Raw genomic sequence first — 21,166 nt, 5'->3', positions numbered from 1 at the left:
AGTCAATTAGAAGTTAGATGTAGTCTTATCCCAGAAGAGACGAGTTGCCATCTTGTCAGGACCGCCCAACGCTGGGATACCAGTGTTGTCAACATCCTGCTTAGTAGCGATGTCCTGTGTGCCAGGGAATGGCAGACGGTGCATGATGTCACCAGGGAAGAGGCTACCATCAGCCTCATCGATGTTCAGAACATCCAACTTACGTGGATAGCCGGTACGACGGAGGTCGTTCCAAGCCTCGAAACCGTTAGGATAAATTGCAATATACTTCTGAGTGATAATCTTCTCAAGCTTTGTCTCCTGTGAATCGCTGTCGTTCCACTTCACACCGATGGTGATAGGAGAAGCAGCGTCAGGTGTGTCACCTGTTGGATCCTTGTAAACGTATGCTACAGGGTTCTCCTGTGCCATGTAAGTATCAACCCAAGCATCATACCAGTTTACACCAGAAGCACCTGTTGGGCTCTCACCGTCCATAGACTTCATCTCAGGATCCTCGCAGTTAGCATTGCGAATACCGAGCTCATAGAAGTGCTGTGCTGAACCACCCATGTTCCAACCACGGAGTGCACCCTCTGCACGGAGGAAGCAAACCTCTGCATACTTCATAATCTGAAGTGGTGCATTGCTGAAATACTGTGCGCTCAACTTACTGAAAGCGATGTACTGGTTCTCATCGTAACCCTGACCCTCACCTGGGTGTGTACCGGTACGAATACCGCAGATACGTGTGCCAGTGTTAGTAATCTCACCAGTCTTGTTGTTCTTAATCTGGTTAGAGTTCTTCTCAAAGAGGTACTTCAACCAAGGGTGATCGAAGGTCTTGAGAACAATCTCCATAGTTGCGCTCATACGAGCATCACCCCAATCCTCAACACCACACAATGGGTTAGAGAAACCGAGTACGCCTGGACGTATAGAAACCTCCTGACTTACGCTCTCGATAACGCCATCAGCAACAGCCTCCTCAGCCAACTTCTGTGCGCGAGCAGGGTCGCTCTTCACGAGGTGCATAGCAAGACGAAGCTTAAGAGAGTTTGCATAACGTGCCCAATTCTTCATTGTACCGTCAGCAACACCACCCTCATTCATCACGAGGAAACGTGTCTTAAACTCGTTAACGAGCTTCTGCTTGTAAGCAGCTGGCTTCTGATCGAAGTAGTGGAAACAAGCGATTGCAGTATCAAGGTTAGCGAGAACGTCGTTGTAAACATCCTCTACCTTGTTATATGTATAAGGACCTACCTGAAGGTTAGTCTTCAACTCGCGGTAAGGCATAGGACCATAAACGTCAGCTACCTCAACAGCCTGCTGATTGAAGAGTGTCAGGTAAGCTGCCTTCATCTCAGGGATAGCGTTTACCTTAGAATGGTTCAAGATTGGCACCATTGCAGTCTTCATCTCTGTGAATGAACCCCAAGCACCACCGTAGCACTTCTGGTCGATTGCATAAGAAGATGCAAGACGAATCTTAGAGTACTGGAAGAAAGTGTGAGGAACAACTGTGTACTCTGCATAGTTATCAACACCGAGAGAATACTGGTACTGATAAGCATGTGCACCAGGGTGCTCACCTCTCTTACCACCACGCATAGAGAACTGACCACCAACACCAGCGTCAAGGAGGTCCTGCATAGCTGTCATAGCATCGCCAGCTGCAGCAGCATCAGTTGCTGTACGATAAGGAATGCTATCAACAGCACCACGAGCGGTCACCTTCTCAACATTCTTAGTTGTTGCGTTGAACTCATCACCTGGGTTGTCATAGTCGAGACAGGACTGAAGTCCCAGTGCCGGCAATGCCATCGTCATGAGCACGATTATATGCTTACTTTTCATTGTCTTATTTCTTTAGATTGTTAATTATTGAAGTTCTGATTATGTTGGAGTGGAAACTGAAAGACATTCGTTTTGTGGGTATTCCCATCAGGACCGTTGCCCTTCAGTTTCCTTCCTTTATTAATTTTCCTTCACTATAGATATTTGGTTTAGAAGTTAGCCTTCAATGAGAAACCGAATGAACGTGAAGATGGCATATTGAAGCTCTCAAACGCTCCGAGACCATTCTGTGTAGACAGAGATACGTCTGGGTCCGTTGGTGCATCCTTATAGATGAAGAACAGGTTACGAGCGATGAATGAGAGTGTCAAGTTACGGTTCTGACCGAAGACATCACGGAAGGTGTAACCCAATGAAAGCTCACGGAGACGGAAGTTAGTTCCGTTGTAGAGGTAAGATGATGGGTTGCTTGATGCACCAAGTGCCTGATAGTAAGTCTGAACAGGAACGATACGTCCGCTACCATCGTTGAGTTCCATACCTGGAACGTTACCATAGTTAGTAGCTACGATATTGTTCTTCTCTGCGTTCAAACGAGCATCAGCAGTACGCTCAGAAGCACCGATATAGTCAAGGTAAGCCTCTGTCAAAGAGAGTACCTTACCACCGATACGGCCATTGATGAGGAATGAAAGCTGGAACTCCTTATAATTAAAGGTATTGGTCCAACCCATCTGCCACTTAGAGTTCATGTTACCGAGGAAACGGTCGTTAGAACCAGTCTTATCAAATGTAGGCTCACCCTTAGCAGTGAGAACGATATGACCATTAGCATCGCGCAAGAAGTCACCTGCATAGATGTCACCAATAGAACCACCCTTCTGGTAGATAACCTTAGCCTCACCTACAGTCTGCTGATACTTACGTGATGTACCATCCTTGTCATAACCAGTCTCAAGAATCTCGTTATCGTTGTATGATACATTGTAAGAAGTACGCCAACGAAGCTTGTTAGCAAACTTGAAGTCGTAACCGATAGTTGTCTCGAAACCAGTGTTGCGAACCTTAGCAGAGTTCAACAACTCAGTGCTACCACCGAGAGAACCCAACTCCATGTAGAGATTCTTCACAATTGTATTATAGAATGTGAAGTCGAAGCTCAAACGGTTGTTCAAGAACAATGACTCGATACCAGTCTCGAAAGAACCTGTCTCCTCAGGAATTGGAGAGAAATCGAGGTACTTGTTACCAGAGAGTGCACCTGTCTGGAGGTTGCGGCTCATCGCACCGTATGCCTTGTTAGGAATAGAGTTACCTACAGAAGAGTAAGAAACACGATACTTCAAGAAGTTAAACCACTCTGGCAACTTAACCAACTGGCTAACGATAGCGTTGGCACCAACACCGAAGTAACCATAGTTATCAGTGTCAATCTTACCGAGCTGCTTGAAGTAACGGAATGGACGGTACCAGTCACGACGATAAGAAGCATCGAGGTAAACTGTCTCCTTCCAACCTACCTGACCAGTGAAGAGGTAAGAGCGGTCCCAGTTAGAGCTCTTGTCAGTGTTTGTTACACCATAGCCACCTGCACTGGTATCGAAGTAGTTAACCATTGTAGGCAGCTTACGCATAAGGCGATCATAGTATGTAGCTACAGCGTCTGTACCCTTTGACTCACCCTTAACGGTGTGACCAACGAAACCTGCTGTTGCAGATACAGAGTAGTCACCGAATGCCTTATTATAAGACAAGAGGTAGTCAGTATAGAACTCAGTTGTCTTCTCGTCTGAATCCCAGAAACGTCCGTAATCCTCCATAGAAGCAGGAAGGAAGGTAGTAGCGTAACGCAAAGAACGATTCTTGTAACGCAACTGGCTATAGTTAACACGTGCCTGGAAGGTCAAACCATCATAGATGTCAATGTTTGCCTGCAATGTACCGAAGAGACGGCTCTCCTTCTGCTGGCTGTTAGCCATATTCAACAACCAATATGGGTTGTTGTTTGGATGAGAGAGGAACGCCCACTCCTGCTGAGGACCAGTAAGAGTAGTACGGGCACCCTGTGTCCAAGCGAAGTTTGAACCATTCAACTTATAGTAAGAACCTGGGTTAGAAAGCCACTGACCCTCTGAAATCATGTAATGATCACGGTAGTAATCCATGTTGATGTTCTGAGGTGTGGTGTAGAGATGGTAAAGTGGGTTACCAACAGTACCACCACCAGGACGGTTCTTTGTCTTAGACTCAGTATAGTTCAGCGAAGCATCAATGTGTAGACGCTTGAAGAAGTTATAAGTCTGACGGAAGCTGATAGAGTTACGGTTGTAAGAGTTGTTACGCATCATACCAGTTGCGTGGCTGTTTGCCAAAGAAACGTATGTACGTGCAATCTCAGTACCACCAGAGAGTGAGATAGAGTTGTTAGTTGTCACACCTGTACGGAAGAAGTCAGCCACATCGTCACCTGCTGAATTACGGAGGTAAACGTTATGACGACGTGCCATAATTGGGTTCTTCTGTGCGTCAACACCAATCTGCTCCTCTGCATAACCTACCCAACGCTCATCCAATGGTGAACGCAAGATGAGGTCGCTGCTTGAACGATCTGCAATCTTACCGCCCCAGTTGTTCAATGACAACGCACCTGTTGTTGGGTCAACGGTAGAACCGTAAACCTTCTGAATCTTTGGAGTCAACAATGGAGAGTCGAAGGTGATGTTTGAAGTAACGTTGATATCAACCTTACCCTCACGACCCTTCTTTGTTGTAATCATGATAACACCATTGGCAGCACGTGAACCGTAAAGCGCAGCAGCGTTAGCACCCTTGAGGACGTTGATTGACTCGATATCGTCTGGGTTGATCAATGACAATGGGTCAGAGCCCTCAGATGTACCCGTTGAACCGAAGCCCGAAGCGTCCATACCCTGCTGACCACGAATACCATTACTCATTGGCACACCGTCAACAACGATAAGTGGAGAACTGTTACCGAGGATTGAGCGGTTACCACGAAGAACAATCTTTGAAGCACCACCAGCACCACCGGCACTTGGTGTAATTGTAATACCAGCCACCTTACCCTCGAGAGAGTTAGCAGCGTTAGGATCCTGCACCTTCATAAGGTCCTCTGCCTTCACCTGCTGGGTAGCGTAGGTAAGAGACTTCTCCTTACGCATAATACCCATGGCGGTAACAACGACCTCATTCATGGTGTTAGCTTCCTCCTTCAATGTAACATCGATTGTGCCCTTACCACCAACAGGGATGGTCTGTGCAGCATAACCGATGTAAGAGAAGACAAGCTTCGCATTTGCGGTTGTATTGAGGGTGTAGTTACCATCAATATCCGTTACTGTGCCATTAGTGGTACCCTCAACGAGGACGGTAGCACCAATAAGCGGTTCGCCGGCAGAGTCAACGACACGACCGGTCACTTTGTGATTACCATTCTGCTGTACAGACTGTACTGCAGTGCTGGTGTTTGTACCTGCGTAGACACCTGTAGGTGCCAATGCCAATGATAGAGCAAAGGCAGCCGAGAAGTACAGATGCTTCTGCTTTGTTTCTTTAAAGATACTCATCAGGTTTAGGTTTTAAACTTTTATTTATTTATTTTCCTAATTTTGTTTCAACTGATATTGGGTAATGCCAAAACTTCCATCTTTTTACACTTATATATAATAAGGTGTAGTCTATTGGGGTTTCTTGTTCACGTCTCTTTGTTTCCTTTCAAGCTCTAACCTACTTAGTCACAGGTGTTTATTAAGAAAAACTATGTTTTCCCTAAACTCCTGAACACCAGCTCATTATGCTCTATTCAGTTCACGGTAAATAAGATTGTGTCAAACGGCATCTACAATCCAAACAACTAAGCTACTAATAATACTTACTTTAACATTGATATTTAACATTTATAAACATATAGAAGAAGAGAAAGCGGCCTCACCCCCAGCCCCTCCCCCAACTAACGGTCACTGACCGAAGGGAAGTAAAGGGAGGGGAGTAGAATGCGAGTTACCCCTTTTGGTTGAGAAAGTCTTTTAGTCAACTCTAAACGAATTATTCCCAGTACGCTAAAAATCTTTACAAAAAGATAGAAAAGAAAAGTTGGAAAAAGACCAAAAAACAAGCATTAGAAACACTCTCGTAAGCATTTTATTATCAAGTAGTTGCAGAAGTGGTTTTCAAAAGATGCTTAGTAAGACTTCAAAAGGGCGTTACTAAGACCTCAAAAGGGCATCTTTTGCAAGCCAAAAGGGCGTTAATTGAAAGACAATTAATGCCCTTTTCGTTTTGAGAGATACGAAAATAGTTTACAACTATCGGATGAGGAAGGAATAAAATGTTGGTTTATATAAAAAAACGGCTCTTTCTGAAATAAGGAGTGATAAAGTAAGCCTACTACATATAAAAGGCACACAGAGAGGGGGAGAACACGGAGGTGCCGAAGGCACAAAGAGCGACAGAGGTGTAATGTCCGTATTGCTGATAGCTTTGGTAATAAACGTTTTTATAAATATTGCAAACAATTATTTTGTAATGAAATAGAACAAAGAATTAATAACACTCGCTAATATCCTCTGATGTTCCACACGTCAAAGGAGCCTCTGTACTCTCCATTTCTCTCTATGCCGTTTCTTCAATGTTCTAATCTCAAAAGGACAAAGGACAAGAAGTTCAAAGGATAAAAGGATTCGTGTAATTAGAGGAATTCATCGTTCTAAAATTTATATTATTTATGTTTCTTTATGTCATTCAATCTTTTTTGTAGATTTATTGTTTCTTTCGAAATTAATGTTTAACTTTGCAAACGGATAAAATTATATCCAATTTGAGATATTTGATATTTGGATAACAAAAGGTAAACTAAATCAAGTTTAATTAAGGTACAAGTCGTTAAAAGAATCTACTTTGTAGACAATAACAGTCTTGTTCAAAACTGAGTTGAAGTCTTGGTTTGTGCCTATAAATATTTAACGATTATGAAGAAAAGTTATGAGCGTCCCACATGTGGGATTGTTAAGACTATGGTAGAGATGTCGCTACTCGCAGGAAGTGATAACGGAGTAACTAAGAATGATCCAAAGCATGGTGGAGAGGATAATCTCTCTAAGTCAAATCCTTTTGGCAATGACGAGAATTCTGGAGTGAAAGGATGGGAAGATTAAAACTAAAGAAATTAAACGTAAAATGAAAAAACAGAGTTTACAGTTCCTTTATGGCGCAATCGCTATGATGGGACTTGCAGCCTGCAGCGATACAAACGATGTGGCAGGTGATGACACACAGCAAGAGGGTTATACCACAACAATTCAGGTAACAGCGGCTACAGGTGATGCTGCGCAGGCTGGAACACGCGCACTTACCCCTGATGCTAATAACAACATTGTGTCAGATTGGGTAAATGGTGACAAGATGTTTATCTATGACCTTAATGACGCAGATAAAAGCAAAGAAGCCAACTACAGCTTAGTAACAATGGCTGCTAACAACAGCAACAAGAAGAAAGCTGACTTCATCGGTAAGGTTAAAAGCGTAAATGCTATGAATACCAACCATGAGCTTGCTTTCTTCTATCCAGGAACAGCTGTTGAGGGAGAGAAAACTGTTGAGCAGGTAGATCCAACACCTCATCACGAAAAAGATATTACAAAGGGGATAGACATAAAGTATCATACTTCAGTGAACCCAACAAACGATGTGAAGTATAACATCCGCAGTACTGTTTCTCTTGACATGAAGAAGCAGGATGGTACATTAACAACTATCGACCAGAAGTTTGATTACAACTGGGGTAAAGCTAAGCCTACAGAGGTTAAGAACGACAACGGACAAAAGATTGTCAAGACAGAGGTAACACTGAATCGTAAGGTTACTATATGGGGTCTGAAGTTCAAGATAGTTAACAATCCAAGTAGTACTGGTTTCATTGAGGACATTGATAGCGTAAAGATCAATGGTCTTCGTTCATACGATGTACTTAATCTTAGTGATGGCTCCTTCGTTGGTACTTCTGACGAGAAGGAGTATATGATTACTGTAGCCAACAAGGATCAGTCAAAGATTAAGTTGCAGAATGGCTACGTGTGGGTGGCTTTCTTGGCTGAGAATGCATCAACCAACTTCACACTAACTGTTTATACACAAAGTGGAGTCTACACAAAGACTGCATCAAAGCTCTTTAACACTGGCTACGACTACCGCTCAAACATTACCGTTGAGAAGATTACTCCTCAGCCATACGTTACAGTGAATAACGTAAGATGGGCTACAGGTAACTTCATACACTATAAGAAGGGTTCACAGGAGTACTGGGGTATTGCACCAGCACAGTGGTGGATTAGTAACTATGGTGATAATCCATCAGTTGACAACAGAGTGGATAACAAAGATATTGTAAAGGATGGATTAGGATCACAGCACTGGTATATTGACAACCATAATGGACGTTACACTCAGACTTCTGACGACTTAGACCTCTTTAGATGGGGAGATATTACAGAGGCTTTGAATTTGAATAGCGATGCTTATCTCGGTGGAACAGGATTTACTATGGATGGGAATTACTATAAGAATAAATTAACTCCTGGCGGCTGGTTCAACAGACCAGTAGATAAGAGTGAAGCAAAGTTTGGTGATATCGTAAAATATTATACCGAAAAGACAGGACGTAGTTATTATTACAAGTATCCTACCTTGGCTCAACTCGAAGGCCTGCAGAATAGTATCACGAAGGTACCAGCATTCTGTTATACCGATAAGGGAAATAAGATTTATGGTATTTACTATAGCGATTACGTACTGACTGGTCAGCATGCTAAGTTCCCTACAGGTAAAAAGCTCTGGAAGTATGAAGACGTAACGGGTCTTGTACTTGCTAATAGAGGTTTGTTCTTACCTGTAACAGGACGTCGTAATGACAATGTTAGCACTACCGTTTACCGTCATGTTGCTGAGGGTAGTAATTTCATGGGCTTCTATTATGCTGATCGTGCAACGGCACTTAGTACTTGTAAGGGCTTGTTCTTCGGTTCTCTTAACTATGGAATGACATTGCCACAGAAGCAGCAGGCTTGTGCAATCCGCCCAGTTTATGATGGTCCAGCCATTACAGGCACACCACCAGTTACTGATGCAGCTAAGTTTGCACCATTCAGCAACATCATTGATGCTACTGGTCGTAAATACTAAACGGCTAAGAGAATAGAATTTTATTAGATACATTAAATCTGCTTATCCTCAATTGAGGGTAAGCAGATTTTTTATAGACTAATTGCAGAGATTTGAAGTGACACATGGGACTTATTCCTCCTAATCTGTTTTACTGTCTTTTCGTTAGTTTTATTTAAAGAAAAAAGTTTTGCCATTGAACATATACTGCACTATTGAGTTATAACTTTGCAGCAACCTCATGAAACAGTCTTCTCCCCAGTAGACTGTTTCCATGGAGGACGATGCGAATGCCACCCGACGACTTCTCCTACTGACCTACACTGCGTCACGAATAAAATAAGGTGGTAGATGATTAAAACCATTATTCTATAACAAAAAACACTAAGACCAATGGATAAGAAAGTTAATATCGTAATAAAGGCTGCTCAGTTTTGGACACAAGAGGAGGAAGACCGACTGATAAAGAGGATTGTTGACAACTTCTATGACCTGATCAATAGAAGCGAGGAGGAAGGATTGTATTGGACGGGGTTGAAGTGTGACCTCATCGACTTGGCTCACATGGTTTGGGAGAGTGGTGCGCTAAGAGATAGATGTGGTCGCCCGATGGACTTCCAAACAATTGTTCGCCATATCTGTAGGGTACTTCATGTGCGCGAGCCTTGCAACCCCTCATCGGTTATCTCATCAGTCCGCGCACGAAAGAATGTAAGGGTCGGTCCGCTCCGTGAACGCTACTTGCAATTGATTAGTAAGGCGAATATACAAGACCCAATGAGGTTGGAGATAAGGAGGGGATGGAAATAAAAAAACAATAAGCGACGGCCTTACCCCAACTGGCCCCACCCCCCAACCCCTCCCCCAAAGGGAGGGGAGTGAAATGCGAGATACCCCTATTGATTAGGAAATACATTTAGCTATCCCAATACTGCAAGCGGTTAACATATTAATTAGGGATATCATTTATCAATCCAAACACTGAAAACGATTAACAATACTCCATGGCAAGCTGTTTCCAGCACTCCTCTTCTCCCATCGGAGAGGGGGTTGGGGGGTGAGACCAACCTTCATCGTCTTTGATATATATCAAGAATTGACCGATAGATTGATATTTTTCGTCGTTTAATTTTGATAATATGAATATTATCTATATCTTTGCATTGTAATTCAAGAGAAATATATCTGGTTACTAAGGTTTAGGCTTTACAGGTATTTAAGATTGCTCAGGATTATTATTCAGAAAGAAGATTTGTTTAGGTTAGTAATAGATTTAGGTTTTTAGTTATATTTTAGGTAAAGATTGTAGAAATATTGTCGTCGCGAGACGGTGGTTATTCGGAGATAACGGAAGAGCAATTGCTCTGCCGTTTCTTTTTATATATACCCCAAGTAAAATTCATAATTCACAATCCTCTGTTAATTCATAATTCACAATTCATAATTCATAATTATGATTACTACTGTTAACTGAAGTTTATCGCTACAAGCAACTGGTAAATCAAGGGTTAATACTCACATCATAAAGGTCAAAGTTTAATGCTCAAAGTTCAAAGGGAATAGTTCAAAGATACAAATCATAAAGTTCAAAGCTCAATGTTCAAACTTCAAAGGATAAAAAAAAGGAACACTCTTGCGAGTATTCCTTTTGTGATTCCGACAGGATTCAAACCTGTAACCTCTTGATCCGTAGTCAAGTGCTCTATTCAGTTGAGCTACGGAACCATTGTTATGGTTGCAAACAGATAACAAGTAATTTGTCATTTCTGAATTGCGAGTGCAAAGGTATTGCTTTTTATTGGTTCCACCAAATGTTTCGCAATCTTTTTTATTATTTTTTTTATTCATCATCTTGCAATGTGGGAAGGGAGATGTGATAACCCACTGCAATAAAACGAATTAAACAGATTGCAAGGAATGTCACAATAACTGTTATTGGAAGCGACAACCCAAGTGAGAAGAGTGCCCAGTAGATGAGTCCGCCTGCTACACTCGCCACAGCGTAAATCTCTTTGTGGAAGATTACGGGTATATTGTTCAATAAGACATCACGGATAACACCACCTGCAACACCAGTGATACAGCCCATGATAACGGCTACCCAGAAGGGATGACCTAAGGCGATAGTCTTTTGAATACCGGCAATGGTAAAGAGTGCTAAGCCGAGCGTATCGAAGACAAACCATGCATTGTTAAGGCGTTGAATCCACCTACGCGACAAGATGACGAGGAAGAGCGCAAGCCCCGTACAGAGAACGTACATGATGTTTGCGGTCCAGAATGGTCGCACTCCTAACATAGTGTCACGAATCGTACCGCCACCAATAGCGACGGCAAAGCCACAGACATAGCCTCCGAACCAGTCGAAGCGCTTCTGTGCGGCATGGCGGATGCCCGATATGGCAAACGCAAACGTTCCGAGAAACTCCAGTATCACCTGAAGCGTACGGACAAGATGAGGATCAGTGTAGATCATATTTGAATTTAAAATAGCCCCACCCCGACCCTCCCCGAAAGGGGAGGGAGTAAAAGCCTCCCCCAACCCCTCCGAAAGGAGGGGAGTGCAGATAGCTAAATGTCGCCCCGTCCCTCCGAACAAATGGTCACTGAGCGAAAGGAAGTAATGGGAAGGGGGTGTAGATAACTTTGGGTAGTACTCTAAGTTGATGCAGCTAATGAGCATAGCTTACATGGAGGGATAAGTAATTATAATATGTAAATCAAATTTCTTTATTACTCCACAATGAGAAGATAGTCTTATTACTCCACCAAGAACATACAGCGAACCTTATCCTGTTTGCCTCCCTCCCCCTTCGGGGAGGGTCGGGGTGGGGCTTTTTCTTACACTACGTTCTGTGGCTCTCCTGCAATAAACTGCTTAATATTCTCAACGCAGATTGCCATTAGGCGTTCGCGTGCCTCACGTGTTGCCCACGCAATATGTGGAGTGATAAACGCATTAGGCTGACAGAAGAGTGGATTGTCTGTGCGAGGAGGCTCCGCAGTCAGCACATCGGCACAATAAGCACCGAGCTGACCACTCTCAAGAGCATCGGCAACAGCCTGCTCGTCGATGAGTCCGCCACGTCCGGTATTGATAAGGATGGCACCACGACGTACACTCTTCAGAGTCTCAGCGTTAATCATACCAGCGTTCTCCGCTGTTAAAGGACAATGCAAGCTGATAACGTCAGACGTACTGAGCAAGCCCTCAAGGGTTGTCTTGCGAATACACTCTGGTAGATCGCTACTATTCTTACTGGTGCAAGCTGAGATGTCCATACCCAGAGCATGTGCAATCATTGCCACCTTCTGACCAATATTGCCCAAGCCTACGATACCGAGTGTCTTACCAGCAAGTTCCATGAGTGGTGTGTCCCAGTAGCAGAAGTCCTGCTGCTTGCTCCATTCGCCACGGCGCACAGCCTCAGCATAATGGTCGACATGTGTGGTTGCGTTCAAGAGAAGGGCAAAGACGTGCTGTGCAACGCTATCCGTACTATATGCAGGGATGTTGCATACGACGATACCTCGCTCACGTGCAGCCTCAACATCGATATTGTTATATCCTGTTGCTAACTCACCGATATACTTCAATTGTGGCAATTGATCGAGCACTTCACGAGTGATATTAACCTTATTAATAAGGATACCGTCCGCATCCTTTGCTCGTTCAACAACTTGTTCCTGACTTGTGCGCTCATAGATAACGCACTCTGCTATTTCCTTTATCGGCTCCCATGAGAGGTCACCTGGGTTGACTGCATGGCAGTCGAGAATTGCTATTTTCATATTTCTTTGGTGTTAGAACCTCTCCCCCAACCCCTCCCCAAAAGGGAGGGGAGTACCTAACGGGGTACAGTTTGGTAAGGTTTGAGGCACAATTTGGTTGGGTTTGGGATACAATTTAGTGAGCTTTCGCTACATATTATTACTATCATAAGAGGAGACATAGGGAGATAACACTCCGTTAGGCACTCCTTATTACTATCATAAGAGGAAACATAGGGAGATAACACTCCGTTAGGTGCTCCCCTCCTTTGGAGGGGTTGGGGGAGGTACCAACTCATCTGGCATATACTGCTGCTCAACATAATGTCCCGGATAATCGTGTGGATACTTATATCCATCGCTATAACCGAGGTCCTTCATCAGTTTTGTTGGTGCATTGCGAAGATGAAGGGGAACAGGGAGGTTGCCCGTCTGTCGCACTAACTCTATCGCTTTATTGATGCCTACGTATGCAGAATTATCCTTCTTCGACCGAGCCAGATAGACCACCGCTTCCGCCAATGGGATTCTACCTTCGGGCCAACCTATCTTTGTCACAGCGTCAAAGGCTGCATTCGCTAACAATAAGGCGTTAGGATTAGCAAGTCCGATATCCTCTGCGGCACTGATTACGACACGACGCGCAATAAACTTTGGGTCTTCACCTCCCTCTATCATGCGTGCCATCCAGTAGAGTGCTGCATCAGGGTCGGAGCCACGAATCGACTTGATAAATGCCGAGATAATATCATAGTGCATCTCGCCATCCTTGTCATACGCCAACGGATTCTCTTGCAGTCGTTCCTCCACTATCTTATCGGTTATCACAACATCATCGCCCGCTTCAGCTGCGATGATTAAGTCGAGTATATTCAACAGCTTGCGAGCATCACCCCCACTATACCGCAGGAGAGCACTCGTCTCACGCAGTTCGATATTCCGTTTCTTCAGTTCCACATCCTCCGTCACTGCTCGGTGCAACAGCCTCAGCAAATCTTCTTTCTCCAACGACTTCAGCGTATAGAGCTGACAACGAGAGAGCAACGGACGAATCACTTCGAAGGATGGGTTCTCTGTTGTCGCACCAATAAGCGTCACCGTTCCCTTCTCTACTGCGCCCAAGAGCGAGTCTTGCTGCGACTTTGAGAAACGATGGATCTCATCGATAAAGAGAATCGGTGAAGCAGAATTAAAGAAACGACCACTCTGTGCCCTTTCGATAACGTCGCGCACATCCTTCACACCACTCGTCACAGCAGAAAGCGTATAGAATGGTGTCTCTAAGCGATTAGCGATAATCTGTGCTAACGTAGTTTTGCCCACTCCCGGTGGTCCCCAAAGGATAAACGACGCAATACGCCCCGAGTCAATCATACGTCGGAGCACAGCCCCCTCACCAACGAGGTGTTCCTGTCCGATATAATCGTCGAGCGTGCGTGGTCGCAATCGTTCTGCCAATGGTTCCATATCTTTTCCTTTCTTTGTTGTTACAAAAGTACTGAATTTATCTCATAATAACAAAGAATGAAAGAAAGTTCTTCTGAAATATGGAGCGATAAAATAAGCCTACTACATAATAATTAACATTACAAAAATACAAGCCATAAGTTTGTATTTTGATAACACTACTGCTTTAATGTCTTTCTTAAACCCAAATCTCTAAGTTTGCAAGATGAATTACAAACTTAGAGATTTGGGTTTAACTTTATAGATAAATTTAATAAAGAGCAAAGCAGGTTAACGAATCTGCAATTCTTAGTACAGAAGAAAAGGTTTCTGTACCTTTGTACACATAAAACCAAATGACTTTTTACAATGAAACATCCCAAATCAAAGTTACTTATTGCTGTCGCATGTTTAGTCCTTCCACTTTTGTTTGCTTCATGTTCAAAAGATGAAGAAAGCGCAAACGACCCCATGCCATTTGTTCCTATCGAACAAAATGATTTCACAGCTGATATCCTGCAACCTGATATTAACTATTCAATTCCTATTCAAGGAAACGACCCTGACGATTTATTTTTAAAGGCTGTAGGCACCTACGAGGGTACGCTAACCGTTTATGACCCTAAGACCAAACAGGTAATTCCTTCTGATTTTGATAATCATGTAAGTGCCAAGTTCGAATCATTCTTAAACCAGTTTAGCCTGACTCCTGTTCCCCATCCTTTTACATTATATGCCTTAAAGAAGGATCAATATGCTTATGTCAAACTATACAAAATAATCGAAAATAAAACTTGGTGGAAGAATGGAAAGATACGCGATTACCGTACAATACTCATCGGAAGAAACAAGAAGAATCCTTCAGAAGTGGCATTCCAATTGTATAACCCATATATGTTATTCTCAAGTATAATCTATATCCACCAAGATCGTTATGACTTGACTGAATTGTTTTTTTATATCTGTGGAACTATCAACAATACAACGAAAGAAATGACGGTTTACATAAAGCCTGTGGGTGCCTTGTTTCATGACGGTATGTTTATAAACAATAAAATAAAAGCCGAATTCAACGACGTTTATTTTATATGTAAATTAAAGAAGACAGCATAGGATAAACTAATTTTCCTTTTACAAAAAGAATAAACTATGATTAAAGAATAGATTATGAATAAAAAGAACAAATACAACCTACTCTTCGCTCTTTTCCTGCTGTTGATAGGCAGCTTTGCCGTTTCATGTACGAAAGATGATGACGCTACGACAGACAACACCTCTACTTTTGTACCTATCAGTAGAGAAGAAGCAGTTAAAATACAGAATTCTTTACCTGGTACGTATAAAGGTAATGTGCATGTTTACGACCCTTCAACCAAGAAAAATTATTATTCCAATTCAAGGCTTGACCTCGACTCTCTAATCATATACGATGACCGCAGAATTATGTATAGCTTTTTAACATTGCCACGCGACACGTATGAGCAGTTACACAATATTGGCAAAAATGGGATAAACGATACACTACCAGGGATATTTACTAAACGAGACGAAAAGAATTATTTAGGACTTGAGGGAATTCGTTTCAGCAGTCGCAACCAACAAGACAGTTGCGTATATCGGTTTGAAGTATCACGAGGGATAGTTGCCTTTATAGACTATGGTCACAAAACAAAAAAAACAAGGATACTTAGAACTTATTTTAATGGCTACGGATATTATAACGTTAAAACAAGTAAGTTCAAAATTTATCTTCTTCCTTACAATGCATACGTAATACCATATTATGATACCTTTCAAACAACAAGAATTCCACTCACAGGACGTTATCTGATTTATGAATTCACAAAGATTCAATAAGGTGTACTGACACATCTTCTTTTGTCAGATAATTTCATAACCTAAAAATCAAAAGGGCGTTAATTCGAATGGAATTAACGCCCTTTTATTTTTCATTCTTTGATTTTTATTTACAAAATAGAGTAGCGGATAACGATAGGAGAAACAAAGTGAAGAAGCGTATATACACGCAACTCGTAAACTTCTCACATGGGGTATCTCGCTAATCACTCCCCTCTCCACTCGGAGAGGGGTTGGGGGTGAGGCTGGAGGGTTTTTGGGTAAGGGGTCGTTACCTCATCTTTCCCTTACTTCGCATACCCCGGATTCTGCTCCAACTTAGGATTATCAGAGATATTCCACTGTGGGATTGGCAGGTATCTGTTGAAGGTTTGGAACGTACGATCCTCAACCTTGCTGCTACCACTGACTACGGCACGCATAGTTGGGTCGGTAACGGATGTGTTAACAGTACCTGTGATGCGGTTCAATGGACCGTTCAATACTGCCTCTGCGACCATCTTACCATTGCTTGTCCAACGTAAGATATCAGCACGACGAAGACCTTCACCAGCGAACTCTGAGCCACGCTCGCGACGAATCAGCTCACGGAGCTTGTCCTTAGTGTTATACTTTGTCTGGTCAACGGCAGGCATACCAACGCGGGTACGTACCTTGTCAATCATTGTATAGACATTGGCAGAAGGACCATTCAACTCGTTCTCAGCCTCAGCCCATGTCAAAAGAACCTCAGCATAACGGAAGACGATTGGGCAAGCCTCTGTGTCCCATACATCAGCATACTGACTCATTGGGTCTAAGTACTTACGCCATGTGAGGGCAGTCTTAGAAGAGTTAGCAGCATTGGTTGGATAGTTAGGATTCTTCTTACCATTGACATTCTCGTCGAGGGTATTGAAGACCGCACCATTCCAGTCGCAACCGGGATAGAGAATCGTCATTGCCATACGTGGATCACGACCATGGAAAGGATGGGTTGCATCATAGCCTGAGCCCGCCTCAGTGATAGTCATACCATTACTCATCTCATAGTTGTCGACACAGTTCTGTGTTGGAACCACTGATGACCAACCTCCATCGCCATTGTTATAGAGCTGTCCGATGGTACCGATTGGGCGAGTACCGCTCTTATACTGTACGGCAAGGATGATTTCTTTTGAGTCAACACCAGCCAACTTAAAGAGGTTGGTATAGTCAGGATCAAGCTCATACTTACCCAAGTCGATGATAGCCTGAGCAGCATCCTTCGCCTTCTGATAGTCGCCCCAGTAGAGGGCAGCACGCATCTTCATTGCTAAGGCAGCACCCTTTGCGATACGTCCACGTGCAGCAGGAGACGTATTGATGTCAGCAATCGCCTCATCAAGGTCTTTGAAAACCAAATCCTTCACCTCTTGCTCCGTATTACGTGGCACGCGTGCCTCCTGAGCACTGGTGAAAGGCTTAACGATTGGCACACCGCCATAGAGGAAACCCATGCGGAAATAGTTATAAGCACGGATAGCCTTCACTTGCGCAACGAGGTCTTTCTTCACTGCATCGCTGCTGAAGACACACTTATCAACATTCTCAAGGAAGGTGTTACATCTACCAATGATGGTATAATCGTAGAACGACCAGCCCGGAGACGATGGTGAGAGCGAACCATTACCGATATTGGTAAAGCCTTCCCAAGGGAAGTTGTTGTACGCAAAGTCAGAGCCAGCGTCCCAATAAAGCAGAGCTGCACCTTCTTCCCAACCATCATAACAGCCCACGAGGAACTTCTCAGCATCGTCGCCCGTCTTCCATGTTGTAGCTGGCGACATTGCATCCTTCGGCACAGTGGTAAGGTAGTCATTACAAGATGTGAGCGCAAGAGCAGCCACACCTGCTAATATATATGTTCTTACAGTTTTCATAATGTATATCGGGTATTTACGGTTAGAATGTGATATTGATACCGATAGAATGTGAACGCAGCAATGGATAAGATGATCCACGCTCGCTGGTCACTTCTGGGTCAATATTGAATGGTAATGCATCGAAGGTAAGGAGGTTTTCACCTGCATAGTAGATACGTACCTTCTCAAGACCAACTGCTTTGAGTGCGCTCTTTGGAAGGGTGTAACCCAACTGCAAAGTCTTCAAACGCAAGTAAGCTGTGTTCCACAACCAGAAGGTTGACATCGCACGAGTCATGTCGCTTGGGCTGTTTCCTGTCTCGAATACACGTGGCAACTTAGCATTGTGGTTGTCGTCTGTCCATGAGTCTTTCCACAGTGTTGAAGGGTGGCTGGCATCACCAGAGAACTCACCAAGAACCTCACGGTTGTAGATATGAGATACAGCACCAACACCCTGCCAAATCATAGAGAAGTCTACGTTCTTCCATGTTGCACCAAGGTTGAAGCCGTAAGTAATTGCAGGGATATCCGTATGCTTGGTGTAGATACGGTCGTTTGAATCGAGCTTACCATCATCGTTTGTGTCCTCATAGATAAGGTCACCCGCCATGAACTTACGTCCGAATGGGTTGCCATACTTCGCTGTGTAGTCGTCAGCCTCCTGCTGTGAGTTGAAGAACTTACCCGTTGCCTTGTACATATAATAGCTCTTGTACTGCTGACCAATAGCTGTACGGCGGTTGCGGTTATCCTTATCTACAACATATTCGGTTCCCTCACCCAAGTAGAGAATCTTATTCTTGTTGTAAGAGAAGTTCGCACCAACATTGATTGTCCAATCCTTGTTCAACTGCTTTGCGTAAGCCAATGAGAGTTCCACACCCTGATTACGCAATGCACCGATATTATCCTTGTAAGCACCGAGTGCAAACTCTGCTGGAGCAGATACGTCCATGATGATACCAGTCGTCTTGCGGTTGTAGTAATCCAACGAACCAGTCAAACCACCGAAGAGGGTAAAGTCAAGACCAACGCCCCATGTAGTAGAACGTTCCCAAGAGATAGTCTCAAGGTGATAGCTACCCTGATAGTAACCCGGAGTGAGCTGACCACCAAATGGATACTTCGCATTGAGGTTGTAAGTATTCATCCAAGGATAGTAATCGTTCAAAGCATCCTGATTACCCAACTGACCCCATGATGCACGCAACTTCAAGTTATTCAACCATGACTTTGAACTCTCCATGAATGGCTCCTCAGAGATACGCCATGCAGCTGAGAATGATGGGAAGAAGCCCCAGCGATGAGCCTCCGCAAAGCGTGAAGAAGCATCAGAACGGAAGTTTGCCTCAAAGAGGTAACGACCTGCATAATCGTAATTCAGACGACCGAAGTATGACACCATCGCCAGCTCGCGAGTGTTACCAGCATTCTGTTGTGTCGAAGCATCACCAGCGTTCAAATCGGTAAGTTCATTATTAGGGAAGTTCTTACGATACATCCAATCTGGCAGATACTTATAGCGTTCAGTATGCCATCCGAGCATAGCCTTGAAGTTATGCTTCGCAAATGACTTGTCATAGTTCAGGAATGCATCGAAGGTTGTGCGGTGCCAGTCATAGTGAGCAATCTCCAATTTGTTAGGGTCAGATGCCTTATTAGGGTTATACTGAATGAACTTTTGGAAGTAAGAATAACGCTGAGAAGCATCAACGTATGCACCCTGCAGCGTCAACTTCAAATCATTAAAAATCTGATAGTCAATACCCAACATACCCGTAAAGTTGCGGTTGTTGCGATTTACGGTCATACCTGACTCCAGCCAAGCCATTGGGTTACCATCAGAAACAGTACCGTATGTACCATCTTCGTACTTATACACAATCCAAGGTGCGATGATATTCAGCTGACGAATAATCTGATCGCTACTACCACCAGCGTATGCACTACTTGCATCGCGGTAGTTGTTTTGGATATAAGAGAGGTTAAGATGGGCAGTGATGCGCTTTGACAACACCATGTCAAGATTTGCACGACCATTAAACTGCTCACGACCTGCATTAGGAAGAATACTGCTCTGCTTGAGATAACCTGCAGAAGCAAGATACTTCACATACTCGTTACCACCTGTAACATTCACGCTATGGCGGTTCTGCCAAGCTGTCTTGAATGCAAGATCGTACCAGTCTGTATTAGGATAGTTGTAAGGGTCTGAACCATCACGGAACTTCTGAATCGCTTCATCAGAGAAACGTGCAGCCTTACCACTACGCTCCAATGCCTTATTATAATAGTAAGCGGCATCGGCAGAGTTCATCCTTTCCATCAAGGCTGTTGCATTCTGAATACCAAAATAACCTGAATAACTAACCTTTGGCGCACCATTCTGTCCTCGTTTTGTAGTTACCAGTATCACACCATTAGATGCTTTTGAACCATAGATGGCTGCTGAAGAAGCATCTTTTAGGACAGAAATACTCGCTATATCCTCTGGGTCGAGCGAGTTCAATGTTCCTGCTTCAACACCATCAATCAAGATATATGGCGTAGCTGAGTTCAATGTTCCCACACCACGCACAAGAATCGTACCATTATCCAAACCCGGTGCACCGTCAGCTCCGGTCACCGTGATACCCGGAAGCAAGCCCTGCAAGCCTGAAGACACGTTAGAGATAGGGCGGTTTTCGAGTGCCTTACTATCAAGCTGTGCAACAGAACCAGAGAGGTTTGCCTTCTTCTGTGTACCATAACCGACAACAACAACCTCGCTCAAGGCGCTGTTCTCATCCTTTAGGGTAATGTTATAGTTCGTCACACCACTTCTCACCATGACGCTCTGAGTGGCGAAACCAACATAACTAATCTTCAACTCCGTACCCGGAGCAACAGAGACTGAGAAGCGACCATCCATGTCGGTCACCCCTACTGGAGTACCATTTGCCAGTACAGAAGCACCAATGACAGGGTCGCCATTAGCATCTTTTACCACACCATTAATACTTTGCTTTTGCTGCTGAACACTCATACTCGTGTTCGCATCCACATTGGCTAATACTGGGGACGGTGCAAACGCCATCAACCCAAGTGCAAAAGAGAAAGCTAAGCGACCACTAACAAATGGTGGGTGCTTTCTGCGGTTCTGACTTACTTTCATAAAATTAGACATATATTCTATTGATTTAGGTTTATGCTACAAATATAGTCGTTTATACAATAAACACCAAAAGAAAACTTCTTTTTTTTCAATATGA

General features: G+C 43.7%; 12 protein-coding genes and 1 tRNA gene. 5 read left to right on the top strand and 8 right to left on the bottom strand.

What is annotated here, in order from left to right; genetic code table 11:
* Positions 1-6 precede the first annotated feature (6 nt).
* Together PMEL_RS09025 and PMEL_RS09020 are read right to left on the bottom strand one after the other, a co-directional pair.
* The gene (locus PMEL_RS09025) at positions 7-1,839 is read right to left on the bottom strand and encodes a SusD/RagB family nutrient-binding outer membrane lipoprotein (protein WP_120175000.1); all 1,833 of its coding nucleotides are present in this window, start codon (positions 1,837-1,839) and stop codon (positions 7-9) included.
* Positions 1,840-1,988: 149 nt separating this feature from the next.
* Positions 1,989-5,366 carry a SusC/RagA family TonB-linked outer membrane protein gene (locus tag PMEL_RS09020; RefSeq protein WP_120174999.1) on the bottom strand — a complete coding sequence of 1,126 codons (3,378 nt, stop codon included), beginning with the start codon at positions 5,364-5,366 and terminating at the stop codon, positions 1,989-1,991.
* A gap of 1,401 nt (positions 5,367-6,767) precedes the next feature.
* On the opposite strand from PMEL_RS09020, the gene PMEL_RS09015 reads away from it, so the two are divergent.
* The 3 genes from PMEL_RS09015 to PMEL_RS09005 all read left to right on the top strand — a co-directional run bounded on the left by PMEL_RS09015 (position 6,768) and on the right by PMEL_RS09005 (position 9,765).
* Positions 6,768-6,953 carry a hypothetical protein gene (locus tag PMEL_RS09015; protein WP_120174998.1) on the top strand — a complete coding sequence of 62 codons (186 nt, stop codon included), beginning with the start codon at positions 6,768-6,770 and terminating at the stop codon, positions 6,951-6,953.
* Between the two features lie 22 nt (positions 6,954-6,975).
* Positions 6,976-8,976 (top strand): hypothetical protein, encoded by a 2,001-nt coding sequence (locus PMEL_RS09010; RefSeq protein WP_145985363.1) that lies wholly within the window; start codon positions 6,976-6,978, stop codon positions 8,974-8,976.
* A 372-nt stretch (positions 8,977-9,348) separates the two neighbouring features.
* Positions 9,349-9,765 (top strand): hypothetical protein, encoded by a 417-nt coding sequence (locus tag PMEL_RS09005; RefSeq protein WP_120174996.1) that lies wholly within the window; start codon positions 9,349-9,351, stop codon positions 9,763-9,765.
* A gap of 841 nt (positions 9,766-10,606) precedes the next feature.
* On the opposite strand, the gene PMEL_RS09000 is transcribed toward PMEL_RS09005, so the two are convergent.
* The 4 genes from PMEL_RS09000 to PMEL_RS08985 form a co-directional block, all read right to left on the bottom strand.
* A tRNA-Arg gene (locus PMEL_RS09000) sits at positions 10,607-10,680 on the bottom strand.
* A 115-nt stretch (positions 10,681-10,795) separates the two neighbouring features.
* Positions 10,796-11,431, bottom strand: coding sequence for a trimeric intracellular cation channel family protein (locus tag PMEL_RS08995; RefSeq protein WP_120174995.1), 636 nt, complete (start codon positions 11,429-11,431; stop codon positions 10,796-10,798).
* A 365-nt stretch (positions 11,432-11,796) separates the two neighbouring features.
* Positions 11,797-12,747 carry a D-2-hydroxyacid dehydrogenase gene (locus tag PMEL_RS08990; protein ID WP_120174994.1) on the bottom strand — a complete coding sequence of 317 codons (951 nt, stop codon included), beginning with the start codon at positions 12,745-12,747 and terminating at the stop codon, positions 11,797-11,799.
* A gap of 231 nt (positions 12,748-12,978) precedes the next feature.
* Positions 12,979-14,193 carry a replication-associated recombination protein A gene (locus tag PMEL_RS08985; RefSeq protein ID WP_120174993.1) on the bottom strand — a complete coding sequence of 405 codons (1,215 nt, stop codon included), beginning with the start codon at positions 14,191-14,193 and terminating at the stop codon, positions 12,979-12,981.
* Between the two features lie 348 nt (positions 14,194-14,541).
* Between PMEL_RS08985 and PMEL_RS08980 the strand changes: the two genes are divergently transcribed.
* The gene (locus PMEL_RS08980; protein ID WP_120174992.1) at positions 14,542-15,285 is read left to right on the top strand and encodes a hypothetical protein; all 744 of its coding nucleotides are present in this window, start codon (positions 14,542-14,544) and stop codon (positions 15,283-15,285) included.
* A gap of 54 nt (positions 15,286-15,339) precedes the next feature.
* Positions 15,340-16,029 (top strand): hypothetical protein, encoded by a 690-nt coding sequence (locus PMEL_RS08975; RefSeq protein WP_120174991.1) that lies wholly within the window; start codon positions 15,340-15,342, stop codon positions 16,027-16,029.
* 287 nt (positions 16,030-16,316) lie between these two features.
* Here the strand turns inward: PMEL_RS08975 and PMEL_RS08970 are convergent, their stop codons facing one another.
* A complete protein-coding gene (locus PMEL_RS08970) occupies positions 16,317-17,930 on the bottom strand; it encodes a RagB/SusD family nutrient uptake outer membrane protein (protein ID WP_120174990.1) in 1,614 nt (537 codons plus the stop codon).
* 22 nt (positions 17,931-17,952) lie between these two features.
* The gene (locus PMEL_RS08965) at positions 17,953-21,081 is read right to left on the bottom strand and encodes a SusC/RagA family TonB-linked outer membrane protein (protein ID WP_120174989.1); all 3,129 of its coding nucleotides are present in this window, start codon (positions 21,079-21,081) and stop codon (positions 17,953-17,955) included.
* Between the last annotated feature and the right edge of the window lie 85 nt (positions 21,082-21,166).

It is taken from the genome of Prevotella melaninogenica (genome assembly GCF_003609775.1).
GTDB lineage: Bacteria > Bacteroidota > Bacteroidia > Bacteroidales > Bacteroidaceae > Prevotella > Prevotella melaninogenica_A.
This window is presented reverse-complemented; position numbering and strand designations above follow the sequence as displayed.